Below are 12,966 nucleotides of genomic sequence, written 5' to 3'. Positions count from 1 at the left end.
TAGAAAAATCCAATTAATTTTTGACACTTGTAAAATCTTCATCTGGAATAAGAGGTACACTGGGAGGGAAAAAAGGGGAAGGTTTTTCTCCTCTAGAGATTATCAAATTTTCAGCCGGATATGTTTCCTGGATGAAAAGAAAATATAAGGATAAAAATAAATATTTAGTAGTATTAGGTAGAGATGGACGTATGACATCTTCCATTTTTCAACGATTTTTGGTTATAACTTTTCAGAGTCTTGGAGTCAATGTCATTGACATTGGCTTATCTACCACCCCTACTGTTGGTGTAGCTGTTATGAATGAAAAAGCAGATGGAGGTGTAATGTTAACAGCTAGTCATAACCCAAAAAATTGGAATGGGTTAAAAATGTTTAATTCCCAAGGAGAATTTTTGTCTGAAGAAGACTTTAAAAAAGTATTTCATATAGTGGAAAAAGAGTATTTCCATTTTGTTTCTTTTAAGAAATTAGGAACTCATTGGTGTAAAAAAAATTATATTCATAAACATATAGATACTATTCTTTCTTTACCATTGGTCAATCAAGAGATTATTAAAGAAGCTCGATTTAAAATTGTTGTAGATGGGATCAACTCTACTGGAGGAATTGCGGTGCCTATTCTTTTAAAATGTTTGGGAGTAAAGGTCATAAAAATGTATTGTGATCCCCATGGAGATTTTATTCATAATCCTGAGCCTATTGAGAAAAATCTAAAAGAAATTTGCAAAGAAGTACCAAAAATGAGAGCAGATTTAGGAATTTCCGTAGATCCAGATGTGGATAGAGTGGTATTTATTTGTGAAAATGGAGACTTTTTTGGAGAAGAATATACTTTGGTATCAATTGCAGATTATTTATTGGGAAATAAAATAGGACCTATTGTTTCTACTTCATCTTCTTCTCAGGCATTAAAAGACTTATCTACGAAGAAAGGAGCCCCCTATTATTCTACTTCTGTAGGAGAAGTGCATGTTGTGAAGAAAATGAAGGAAGTTCAAGCTATTATTGGAGGAGAAGGCAATGGAGGGGTAATTTACCCAGACTTACGTTATGGAAGAGATGCTTTGGTAGGTATTGCATTATTTTTAACTCATGTAGCTAAACTTTCTAAAATATCGTTAACTAAATTAAAAAAAAGATATCCTAATTACTTTATGTCTAAAAGGAAAATTCGATTAGCTTCTAATCAAAAAATTGGAGAAATCCTAGAAAAAATAAAAGATAAATATAAAGGAAAGAATATGGATCTTGAAGATGGAATTAAGATTCACTTGCTAAATAATGAATGGATCCATATAAGAAAATCTAATACCGAAAATATTCTTCGGTTACATATAGAAAGTTCATCAAAAAAAAGAACAGATTTTTTGACAAAAAAGATTCTATATGAGGTAAAAAATACTAATTAATTTTATAACGTATGTCAAAGAAAAATTGTGTGAATTATATAGAAGAAAAATTTCTTCAAAAGAAGAATTTTCCTCCATTTAGTTCTGGAGATACTATCACTGTTTTTTTTGAAATTAAAGAAGGAGAAAAAAAGAGAATTCAATCTTTTAAAGGAGTTGTTATTAAAAAACAAGGAAAAGGATTAACAAAAACTTTCACGGTTCGTAAAATGAGTGGAGAAATAGGAATAGAACGTATATTTATTTCCAATCAACCTAGTATACAAAATATTGTGATAAATAAAAAAGGAAAAGTACGTAAATCAAAAATTTATTATTTCAGATTTCTTCGAGGAAAGAAGGCAAGAGTAAAAAGTAAATAAGGCCATATGAGAACCAAAAGAGAAAAAATTTGAGCTTTTCCTCTCTTTTATCTCTTCTCTTTTGTTTTTTTGTTTTTTGTTTTGGTGGCTACTTCTCTTTACTTTATATTCTTTTCGTTTTCTTCTGAAGTTACCTTATCTTTTTCTTTATTGTTATTAGATGTTGAATCTTCATTTTTTGAATTGGAAGTTTCTTCCTCACTAGATGTAGAAGGAGGGGTAGTAGGAGCAGGATTTGTTGTATTTTCATTTGTATTAGCTGTCTTTTCCTCTTCTGTTGCAGTAGGATTTCCATTTTCGTTTTTAGATTTATTATTACAACTATTTGTAAATAAAAATACTGCTAAAAAAATTGTGGTTACAGTAATTCTTAATTTTTTCATCATAATCAATAATATTTCAGTTATAACATATTCTGGGCAAATTTATATAAAAATTTGGAATGAAAAAATATATCATTATTTGATTTTTTTTTTTTCAATGAAAGATGACATATTGAATACTAATTTTTTCTTTTTTATTTAGTTTGAAAATAAGAAGATTAGATCTGAATGAATCACTTAAATTATTTAAAATTATATATATCTTAAAAAAAACTATCAAGATTATGTCTTTAAATAAAAAAATTTTAAAAGAAGCATTAACCTTTGATGATGTATTACTCGTCCCTTCTTTCTCTTCTACTCTTCCATCAGAAGTATCTCTTAAAACTTCCTTGACATTTGATATAACTCTTAATATTCCCATATTAAGCGCTGCTATGGATACAGTAACGGAATCTTCTCTAGCTATATCTATAGCTAGAGAAGGTGGAATAGGAATTATTCACAAAAACATGAATATAAAAAACCAATCGGAAGAGGTTTATAAAGTAAAAAGAAGTGAAAGTGGAATGATTGATGACCCTATTACACTATCCAGAAAATCAACACTTCGAGAGGCACAATCTCTTATGAAAAAATACCATATATCTGGACTTCCCGTCATTGAAAAAGATCATACTTTAGTAGGGATTATAACTAATAGAGATATTAAATATCGCATGGATTTAGATTCTTTGGTTGAAGAGGTCATGACAAAAGAAGAATTGATTACTTCTAAAAAGAACATAACTTTAGAAGAGGCAAAAAATATTCTTTTGAAAGAAAGAATAGAAAAACTACCTATTGTAGATGATTTTAAAAAATTGGTTGGTCTAATTACTATTAGAGATATAGATAATTTGATAGAATATCCAAATGCTTGCAAAGATTCTAGAGGACGTTTACGTGTGGGAGCAGCTGTAGGCATAGAAAAAAATACTTTGGATCGAGTAGACTCTTTAGTAAAAGTAGGTGTAGATCTGATTGCTATAGATTCAGCTCACGGTCATTCTCTCAGTGTATTAAAAATGATTAAATCCATTAGAACTTCTTTCCCTAAGATTGTTTTAATAGCTGGAAATATAGTAACTATGGAAGCGGCTAAAGATTTAATAGATGCAGGTTCTACTATTTTGAAAGTGGGGATTGGTTCCGGATCTATTTGTACAACCAGAGTTGTTTCTGGAGTAGGAATGCCTCAAATCACTGCTATACAAGATGTTTGTGAATATGCAAAAAAAAGAAATGTAAATATAATTTCGGATGGAGGAATCAGATATTCTGGAGATGTGGTAAAAGCTATTGCTGCTGGAGCCAGTTCTGTGATGATTGGTGGTTTATTTGCAGGAACTGATGAAGCTCCAGGTGAAGAAATAATTTTTCAAGGGAGAAAGTTCAAAACTTATGTAGGAATGGGGTCATTAGTAGCTATGAAAAGAGGAAGTAAAGATCGCTATTTTCAAAAAGAAAAATATGTTCCAGAAGGAATAGAAGCAAAAGTCCCTTATAAAGGAAAAATGAAAGATGTTCTCTATCAAATTTGTGGAGGATTGCGTTCTGGAATGGGATATTGTGGAGTCTCTACTATTCCAGAACTAATGAAAATGGGAAAATTTGTAACAATTACTAATTCTGGATTAAAAGAAAATCATCCACATAGTGTGAGTATTACAAAAGAATCTCCAAATTATTTCAATTATAAAAAAATAGGGGAGTAGAAAGAATACCCGGGACGGGATTTGAACCCGTACGATCTTAACAGATCACAGGATTTTAAGTCCTGTGTGTCTACCGATTCCACCACCCGGGTGGTAGTTTTTAGTAAAAGCGAGAAACGGGATTCGAACCCGCGACCCCAACCTTGGCAAGGTCGTACTCTACCAACTGAGCTATTCTCGCTTGTTAAAAAATAACGGCATAAAGGTAAAAACACTTTAATATATGTCGCAAATTTATTTTCTTTTAAAGAAATAATTCATAATTTTTTTTAATAGAAAAAAGGCTTTTTTCTTGAAGAAAATTTTAGGATTTTCTTGAAAAAATTGATTTTTTTTATCTAATGTTTTTAATATTTCTTTCGCTCTGTAGATTATTTTTATGGGCATTCCTGAAATTTTTGCTACGTGAATTCCAAAACTATGTTCGCTCCCTCCATCAATCAATGTTCGCATAAAAATAATATTTTCATTAATTTTTTTTACAGAAATGTGGTAATTTTGAATTCTTTTGAAAAAAGAACTCATCTTGTTTAATTCATGATAATGAGTAGCAAACAAAGTTAAAGGTCTAAAAGAATTTTCATGTAAAAATTCTACAATAGACCAAGCAATAGATATTCCATCATATGTACTAGTTCCTCGTCCAATTTCATCTAAAATAAGAAAACTTCTTTTAGAAAGATTGTTTAATATGTTTGCAGTTTCATTCATTTCTACCATGAAAGTAGATTCCCCTAAAGAAATATTATCGGAAGCTCCAACTCTGCTAAATATTCTATCTACTAAACCCATTTTTACATATTGAGCAGGAACGAAGCTTCCAATATTTGCCATTAATATAATGATAGCTGTTTGACGTAATACAGCTGATTTTCCGGACATATTAGGTCCTGTTATAATCATAATTTGTTGATCTGCTTTATTTAAAAACACATCATTAGGAATATAGGAAATTTTAGAAATAAATTGTCTTTCAATTACTGGATGTCTTCCTTTTTTTATACATAGGTTAAAAGAATGATTTATTTCTGGTTTTACATAATTATTTTCTAATGCAGAAATAGAAAATGAACATAAAACATCTAATTTTGCAATTATTTTTGCATTTTTCTGTAAAGGTTTTATATATTTTAATAGTTGGTTGATTAGATTATGGAAAATTTCTTTTTCAAGAGAGAATATTTTTTGTTCTGAATTTAAAATTTGTAACTCATAATTTTTTAATTTCTCGGTAGTATATCTTTCTGAGTTAGTTAATGTTTGTTTTTGGATCCAATGAGATGGAACTTTGTGTTTTTTTGTACTTCTAATTTCAAAAAAATATCCATAAATGTTATTATAACCAATCTTTATGGGAATACCTGTATTTAATTGTTCAATAGAACGGAGTTTTTCCAGATATTCTTTTTTGGAAAAATATAGAAAACGAATTTTGTCTAATTCTTGAGAGAATCCTTTTACAATTACATTTCCTTTTTCAATATGATTTGGAGGATCAGGGTGGATGGTTTTTGTAATTTTTTTAGATACTACATGACAATTTTGAAAACTATTTCCTAATTCTAAAAGAATTTTAGATTGTTGAGATAACAAAATTTTTTGTATTTTACCAATAGCTATCAAAGATTGATGTAATGTAATGATTTCACGTGGAGAAATTTTTTCAATAGACATTTTGGAAATCATTCGTTCTATATCATAGATTTCTTTAAGTTTTTTTTGGATAAAATCACGAATTGAAATATTCGAAAATAATTCTTCTACTATTTGGTGACGTTTTTGTATGGAGGGGATATTGATTAAAGGAAAATAAATCCAATGTTTTAGTAATCTACTTCCCATAGGGGTTAATGTCTGATCTATGATATCAATCAAGGCAGCTCCTTTTTTATTCAGACCATGAAATATTTCCAAATTTTGGAAAGTAAAATCATCAATCCACATGTATTCTTCTTTTTTGATTCTTTTTATGTTTGAAATGTGTTTTATCTTGTGATGTTGTGTATCATCCAAATAAGTTAATATAATTCCAGCCGCTATAATTCCTAATTTTAGATTTTCAATTCCAAATCCTTTTAAAGAATTTGTTTGAAAATGAGATAGTAATTTTTCATATGCAAATGGATAATTGAACATCCAATCATCCATAGGAAAGGTATAATACTTTTTTTGAAATAATTCCTCAAAATACTTTTTTTCTTTTCTCTGAAAAAGAATTTCACTTGGATTAAAATGTTTTAAATAGTGTAGCAGATTTTCTTTAGTATCTTCTACTATGAAAAATTCTCCTGTAGAAATATCTAAAAAACTTAATCCTAAATATTTTTTATCTGCATGAATAGAGGCTAAAAAATTATTTGATTTAGTTTGTAAAATATTTTCATCTATGGCTATTCCCGGAGTGACTAGTTCTATGACCCCTCTCTTGACAAGATTTTTTCCTTTTTTTGGTTCTTCTAATTGATCACAAATGGCAACACGATATCCTGATCGTATTAGTCTTGGTAAATAAGTATTTAAAGAGTGATAAGGAAAACCAGCTAAATGAGTAGTATTTTTTTGATTATTTGATCTTTTAGTTAAAACTATATCTAATATTTTAGAACACTTTATGGCATCTTCTCCAAAAGTTTCATAAAAATCTCCTACCTGAAATAATAATATAGTATCTGGATATTTAGCTTTGATATCATTATATTGTTTGAATAATGGAGTTTCTTCCTTTTTTAAATTAGAATTTTTTTTTTTATTCATAATGTAGTAATAAAATAGGGGATTTTTTTATAAAAAAAGTTTAATTATAAGGATAAAGACCTTTTTTTTGAATTTTTATTCATTATGGAAAAAATATTTAGCGAGTATAAAAACCTAGATCTTAAAAAGATTGCTACAGAAATATATAAATATTGGAAAAAGAAAAATATTTTTCAAAAAAGTTTTCAATATAGAAATATTTCTGAGAAGAAAGCATCTACCTATATTCTTTATGAAGGGCCGCCATCTTTAAATGGAAGTCCAGGACTACACCATATGGTAGCAAGAACTATAAAAGATCTATTTTGTAGATATCATACTATTAAAGGAAAAAAAGTCATTAGAAAAGCTGGATGGGATACTCATGGATTACCTATTGAGCTCAATGTAGAGAAAAAAATGGGAATTACTAAAAATGATATAGGAAAGAATATCAGTATAGAAGAATATAATAGGCTTTGTCAAAGTTTCGTTAACGAATCCATGAAAGAATGGATAAAATTTACGAAAAAGATAGGATACTGGTTAGACATGAGGAATCCATTCATTACATATAATTCAAAATATATAGAAAGTGTATGGTGGTTAATCAAAACATTATACCAAAAAAAAATTCTTTATAAAGATTATGCCATTCAACCATATTCACCGGTGGCAGGAACTGGATTAAGTCATCATGAGTTAAACCTTCCAGGAACCTATAAGGAGGTGAAGCAAATAGCTCCTACTTTAAAATTTAAAGCAAGAAAAGAAACTCTTCCAAAAGAAATTCGGAATTTTTCAGGAGACATTTATTTTCTATCTTGGACTACTACTCCCTGGACTCTTCCATCTAATACTGCATTAGCTGTAGGGGCTAATATAGATTATCTTTTAGTGAAAATTTATAATCCGTATACTTTTTTAAAAGAAAACATTGTTTTTGCTGAAAGGTTAATTCATCAAATTTTATCTCCAAAAAAATTCTATTCCGTTTCAAATAGTAGTGAATTTGATCATATAAAAATCAGAAAAAATAGATTTCCTTATTTTATTGAATATCGATTTCAAGGAAATCAATTAATTCAAAGTAAATATGAACAATTAATTCCTTGGTTTAAACCTCATCAAGAAGAAAAAAATGCCTTTCGAGTTATAGAAGGAGATTATGTCAATGCACTAGAAGGGACAGGAATTGTTCATGTAGCTCCTACATTTGGAATAGAGGATTTAAAAATAGCTAAAAAACATAATATTCCACCTCTATTAGTCTTAAATCAAGAAAAAAAGCTAGTTCCTTTAGTAGATATGCAGGGAAGGTTTTTAAAAAATTTTCCTCATGGATTTGGTGGAAAATATGTCAAGAAGGATTTTGAATCAAACAAAAATAACAAACAAGTTTCTGTAGATCAAAAAATAGTTTCTTTTCTTGAGAAAGAAGATAAAGTTTTTCAAGTAGAAATGTGCACGCATTTTTATCCACATTGTTGGAGAACAGAAAAACCTATACTTTATTATCCTTTAGATTCATGGTTTATAAATACCACTCAAATAAAAAATAAAATGATTCTTTTAAATAAAAGTGTCAATTGGTATCCGGAGTTTATAGGAAAAAAACGTTTTGAATCTTGGCTAGAAAATGTCAAAAACTGGAATTTATCACGTTCTAGATATTGGGGGACTCCATTGCCTATTTGGAGAACAAAAGATGGAAAAGAAGAAATAGTCATAGGATCTATTAAAGAATTATTTATAGAAATTCAAAAATCTATTGAACATGGATTTATGCATCATCATAAACCATGGGAGAATTTTACTCCAGGTGATATGAAAGATGAAAACTATGAAAAAATAGATTTACACAAACATTTTTTGGATAAGGTCATATTAGTTTCTAGTCAAGGAGAACCAATGAATCGAGAACCTGATGTAATAGATGTATGGTTTGATTCTGGAGCTATGCCATATGCTCAATTTCATTATCCATTTGAAAATAAAGATTTTATAGATAAAAATTTAGTTTTTCCCGCAGATTTTATTGCAGAAGGGATAGATCAAACAAGAGGATGGTTTTTTACATTACATGTTATTAGTTCTATTTTATTTAATTCTAAAGCATATAAAAATGTTATATCTACTGGTTTAGTTTTGGATGAAAAAGGACATAAAATGTCTAAAAGCAAAGGAAATACTATAAATCCATTCAATTTAATAGAAGATTATGGACCGGATGCTATCCGTTGGTATATTATATTTAATTCTGAACCTTGGGATAATTTAAAATTTAACATAAAAGAAATTCATACAGGGGTCAAGAAATTTTTTGGAACTCTTTACAATATTTATTCTTTTTTTGTTTTATATGCTAATATAGACGGATTTTTCTATAAAGAAGAAGATTGTTATTCAGAACATAACACAGAATTAGATTTTTGGATTCTTTCTGAATTGAATACAATGATTAAGATAGTAGATGAACATTATTCAAATTATAATCCTACTAAAGCTGCTCGTTTTATTTTTTCTTTTGTATTAGATAAGTTAAGTAATTGGTATGTCAGGTTATGTAGAAGAAGATTTTGGAAAGAAGAATATGCGAAAAGTAAAATATCTGCGTATCAGATTCTTTATAAATGTTTGATTACAATTGCTAAATTAATTTCTCCTATTACTCCATTTTTTTCAGAGAAATTATATATGGATTTAAACTCTGTTACAAAAAAAGAAAATTTTGAAAGTATTCATTTAGCTGATTTTCCAATTTATAATTCCAATTTTGTCAATAAAGAATTGGAAAAAAAAATGGTTATTGTTCAGAAAATTACTACGATGGTTTTTTCTGTTAGAAAAAAGAATAGGATAAAAATTCGTCAACCTTTACAAAAATTACTTGTTTTAGTTCATGATCCTAAAATACGTTTAGAATTACAAAAAATATCTGAAATTCTTAAACAAGAAATTAATGTAAAGGAAATCGAATATCCGGATTCTCCTAAATCTTTAGAATTAAAAAAGCGTATTCAACCAAATTATAGATCTCTAGGTCCTAGATTTGGAAATAAAACTCAAAAAATTTCTGATATCATCAAAAGATTCACTCAGAAAGAGATCCAGGAAATAGAAATTAAAAAGAAATATGTTTTTTTTCTTCAAGGAGAAAAGGTTGTACTTTTTTTAAAAGATGTTAAAATAACCACTGAAATTATTAAAAATTGGTCTATTTTATTTGATAAGGAATTGACAATCGCTCTAGATCTTCGCATTAATAATTCTCTTTGGGAAGAAGGGTTTATAAGAGAATTGGTTAGGGAGATACAAAAACTGAGAAAAAAGTGTAACTATAAGGTTGTAGAAAAAATATTAATCCATATAAATGCCATTCAAAATATAAAATCTCTTATACAGAAACACAAAAAATATATTTGTCAAGAAACTCTATCTGTAGATATTTCGTTAGAAGAAAACATAGAAAAAAAAGGAATAATGGTTAATTATGAAGAAAATTCCATATGTATATTGATTCGGAAAATCGAAAACATATAAAAATGAAAATAAAAACAAAGATCTTCGATGGAAGAGAGGAATGAGTTTCGGAAACTGATACTTGAAAAACTAGAAAAAGCTAAACAAGATTTGTTAATCCTTATAGAATCCTTTATTAAGGATCAAAAATCACGTTTAATGGCAGTTCCGCATACTATTTTCAGTATTGAAGGAAAAAGGAGAGTTGAAAAAAAAAGTAAATTTCTAATTTTTTGAAAAAAATTTTTCTAAGTATTTTCTCTATTTTATTAACAGATCAAATTTTAAAAATTTATGTAAAAACTCATTTTGAATTGGAAAGTGGAGTATCTATTTTTCCATTTTTTTGGATTTTTTTTGTAGAAAATCCTGGAATGGCCTATGGGATTTATCTAGCTCCTGGATATTTAGGAAAAATTCTTTTAAGTATTTTTCGTATTATACTAGTTGTTTTTCTCTCTATTTTTCTTTACAAAAAAATCAAAATAAAATCTTCTAATTATTTAATAATTCCTACCACTTTTATCTTATCGGGAGCTATGGGAAATTTTTTGGATAGTGTCTTATATGGATTGTTATTTGATACAGGAACTATTTATGATAAAGGATCTCATAAATGGATTTCTTATGCAGGGGTGTCTAAAATAAATTTTCATCTTCTATCCAATAAGGGATATGCAAATTTCATGGAAGGATGCGTAGTAGACATGTTTTATTTTCCGATAATAGATACTTACATCCCGGATTGGATTCCATTTTGGGGGGGTGAGCATTTTCATTTCTTTAAGCCCGTTTTCAATTTATCTGATCTTGTGATATTTCTCGGAGTTGTTTTATTGTTTATTTTTAAAAATAAAATCAAACATGTAAAAATTTTTTGAGAGTCATTATTTTTTTGAGAATTATAAAAATCTCTATAGATTTGTACCTACCTGATTTCCATAGTTAGGGAATAACTATTTAATTCGTATGATAAAATAAAAATAGCCGGTGTAGCTCAGGTGGCAAGAGCACGTGATTTGTAATCTCGGGGTCGTGGGTTCGAATCCCTCCACCGGCTTTTTTTTGGAGGGGGAGATACTCAAGTTTGGTTAACGAGGACAGACTGTAAATCTGTTGGCTTTGCCTTCACAGGTTCGAATCCTGTTCTCCCCATATTAGGCGGAAGTAGCTCAGTTGGTAGAGCATCAGCCTTCCAAGTTGAATGTCGCGGGTTCGAATCCCGTCTTCCGCTCTACTTATTATTATGAATGAAGGCCAATGTAGCTCAGGGGTAGAGCACTTCCTTGGTAAGGAAGAGGTCACGGGTTCAAATCCCGCCGTTGGCTTTTTCTTGAAAAAGAATTATTAAAAATTTTAGAAACTATCATGGCAAAAGAAAAATTTAAACGTGACAAGCCACATTTAAATATAGGTACAACTGGTCACGTAGATCATGGAAAAACAACTTTAACAGCTGCTATTACAAAAGTATTATCAGAAATAGGATTAGCAGAGGAGAAAAGCTTTGATGCAATTGATAATGCTCCAGAGGAAAAAGCTAGAGGAATAACTATTAATACTTCTCATGTAGAATATGAAACCATGAAGAGACATTATGCCCATGTAGACTGTCCAGGACATGCAGATTATATTAAAAATATGATTACGGGAGCCGCTCAAATGGATGGAGCTATTTTAGTGGTTGCAGCTACAGACGGACCGATGCCTCAAACTAGAGAACATATTTTATTAGCCCGTCAAGTGGGAGTTCCTAAAATAGTTGTTTTTATGAATAAAGTAGATCAAGTAGATGATCCAGAATTATTGGAATTAGTAGAAATGGAAATTCGAGAGTTGCTTTCTAAATATGAATATGATGGAGATAATATTCCTATGATTAAAGGATCTGCCTTAGGGGCTTTAAATGGAGAAAAAAAATGGGTAGAAAAAATACAAGAATTGATGAATGTATTAGATGAATATATTCCAGAACCAGTTCGAGAACTGGATAAAGAATTTTTAATGCCAGTAGAAGATGTATTTACCATTACAGGAAGAGGAACAGTAGCTACTGGTCGTATTGAAAGTGGAATCATTCATACAGGGGATTTAGTTGATATTATTGGAATGGGAGAAGAAAAACTCTCATCTACAGTAACAGGAGTAGAAATGTTTCGTAAAATTTTGGATAAAGGTCAAGCTGGAGATAATGTAGGACTTTTATTGCGTGGAATAGAAAAAAAAGATATCCGACGTGGAATGGTTATTGGAAAACCAGGATCTATAAAACCTCATAAGAAATTTAAAGCGGAAGTTTATATTCTTACAAAAGAAGAAGGGGGTCGACATACACCTTTTCATGATAAATATCGTCCACAATTTTATTTGAGAACGACAGATGTTACGGGAGAAATTCATCTGTCCGATGGAATAGAAATGGTGATGCCTGGAGATAATATTTCTATGGAAGTATATTTACATCAACCGGTAGCTTTAAGTGAAAATTTGCGTTTTGCTATTCGTGAAGGAGGAAAGACTGTTGGTGCAGGACAAGTTACTAAGATTATGGATTAATATATAATAATACGGATGTAGCTCAGTTGGTAGAGCCTCGGTCTCCAAAACCGAATGTCGTAAGTTCGATTCTTACCATCCGTGCGATAAATCGTAGGTAAAGAATGAAAAAAAAAAATTTTTTTTTGGAAATTTACAATGAATTTGTTTATTGTATCACTTGGCCTAGGTGGGTAGATTTACAAATGACTACGATAATAGTATCGTTTTTTTCTATATTTTTATCCTTATTTTTATATGGAGTGGATAGTTTTTTTATTTTTTTTATTAAAAAATTATTTTCCTTAAAATAAAAATATTG

The 12,966-nt window shown here is 29.3% G+C and carries 9 protein-coding genes and 7 tRNA genes; 12 read left to right on the top strand and 4 right to left on the bottom strand.

Annotated features, from left to right (window positions below):
* Positions 1-20 precede the first annotated feature (20 nt).
* Positions 21-1,412, top strand: a complete 1,392-nt coding sequence (gene glmM, locus H0H45_RS02395) for a phosphoglucosamine mutase (RefSeq protein WP_185866467.1) — start codon at positions 21-23, stop codon at positions 1,410-1,412.
* An 11-nt stretch (positions 1,413-1,423) separates the two neighbouring features.
* On the top strand, positions 1,424-1,774 hold the full coding sequence (gene rplS / locus H0H45_RS02390) for a 50S ribosomal protein L19 (RefSeq protein ID WP_185866466.1): 351 nt from the start codon (positions 1,424-1,426) through the stop codon (positions 1,772-1,774).
* A gap of 98 nt (positions 1,775-1,872) precedes the next feature.
* On the opposite strand, the gene H0H45_RS02385 is transcribed toward rplS, so the two are convergent.
* Positions 1,873-2,160, bottom strand: a complete 288-nt coding sequence (locus H0H45_RS02385) for a hypothetical protein (RefSeq protein WP_185866465.1) — start codon at positions 2,158-2,160, stop codon at positions 1,873-1,875.
* 221 nt (positions 2,161-2,381) lie between these two features.
* Between H0H45_RS02385 and guaB the strand changes: the two genes are divergently transcribed.
* The gene (gene guaB, locus H0H45_RS02380; protein WP_185866464.1) at positions 2,382-3,854 is read left to right on the top strand and encodes an IMP dehydrogenase; all 1,473 of its coding nucleotides are present in this window, start codon (positions 2,382-2,384) and stop codon (positions 3,852-3,854) included.
* A gap of 6 nt (positions 3,855-3,860) precedes the next feature.
* Here guaB and H0H45_RS02375 read toward each other — a convergent pair.
* The 3 genes from H0H45_RS02375 to mutS all read right to left on the bottom strand — a co-directional run bounded on the left by H0H45_RS02375 (position 3,861) and on the right by mutS (position 6,608).
* Positions 3,861-3,946 (bottom strand) — tRNA-Leu (locus H0H45_RS02375).
* 16 nt (positions 3,947-3,962) lie between these two features.
* A tRNA-Gly gene (locus H0H45_RS02370) sits at positions 3,963-4,035 on the bottom strand.
* Positions 4,036-4,088: 53 nt separating this feature from the next.
* Positions 4,089-6,608: a DNA mismatch repair protein MutS gene (mutS, locus tag H0H45_RS02365; RefSeq protein ID WP_185866463.1), complete on the bottom strand. Its 2,520-nt coding sequence runs from the start codon at positions 6,606-6,608 to the stop codon at positions 4,089-4,091.
* 84 nt (positions 6,609-6,692) lie between these two features.
* Here mutS and ileS point away from each other — a divergent pair, with 84 nt between their 5' ends.
* From ileS to H0H45_RS02315, 9 genes are all read left to right on the top strand, one after another.
* Positions 6,693-10,130, top strand: coding sequence for an isoleucine--tRNA ligase (gene ileS / locus H0H45_RS02360; protein ID WP_185866462.1), 3,438 nt, complete (start codon positions 6,693-6,695; stop codon positions 10,128-10,130).
* 212 nt (positions 10,131-10,342) lie between these two features.
* Entirely contained in the window at positions 10,343-10,990 is a 648-nt protein-coding gene (locus H0H45_RS02350; RefSeq protein WP_185866460.1) for a lipoprotein signal peptidase, read from the top strand.
* A gap of 105 nt (positions 10,991-11,095) precedes the next feature.
* Positions 11,096-11,169 (top strand) — tRNA-Thr (locus H0H45_RS02345).
* 11 nt (positions 11,170-11,180) lie between these two features.
* Positions 11,181-11,264: transfer RNA gene (locus tag H0H45_RS02340), tRNA-Tyr, on the top strand.
* Between the two features lie 6 nt (positions 11,265-11,270).
* A tRNA-Gly gene (locus H0H45_RS02335) sits at positions 11,271-11,343 on the top strand.
* Positions 11,344-11,365: 22 nt separating this feature from the next.
* Positions 11,366-11,437, top strand: a tRNA-Thr gene (locus tag H0H45_RS02330).
* Between the two features lie 40 nt (positions 11,438-11,477).
* A complete protein-coding gene (gene tuf / locus H0H45_RS02325) occupies positions 11,478-12,665 on the top strand; it encodes an elongation factor Tu (RefSeq protein WP_185866459.1) in 1,188 nt (395 codons plus the stop codon).
* A gap of 11 nt (positions 12,666-12,676) precedes the next feature.
* A tRNA-Trp gene (locus H0H45_RS02320) sits at positions 12,677-12,749 on the top strand.
* Between the two features lie 20 nt (positions 12,750-12,769).
* The gene (locus tag H0H45_RS02315) at positions 12,770-12,958 is read left to right on the top strand and encodes a preprotein translocase subunit SecE (RefSeq protein ID WP_185866458.1); all 189 of its coding nucleotides are present in this window, start codon (positions 12,770-12,772) and stop codon (positions 12,956-12,958) included.
* The last annotated feature ends 8 nt before the right edge of the window (positions 12,959-12,966 follow it).

Origin of the sequence: Blattabacterium cuenoti, from assembly GCF_014252095.1 — a bacterium.
Classification (GTDB): domain Bacteria; phylum Bacteroidota; class Bacteroidia; order Flavobacteriales; family Blattabacteriaceae; genus Blattabacterium; species Blattabacterium cuenoti_F.
Note: the sequence above shows the minus strand (reverse complement) of the source record. Positions and strands in the feature narration are given on the sequence as shown.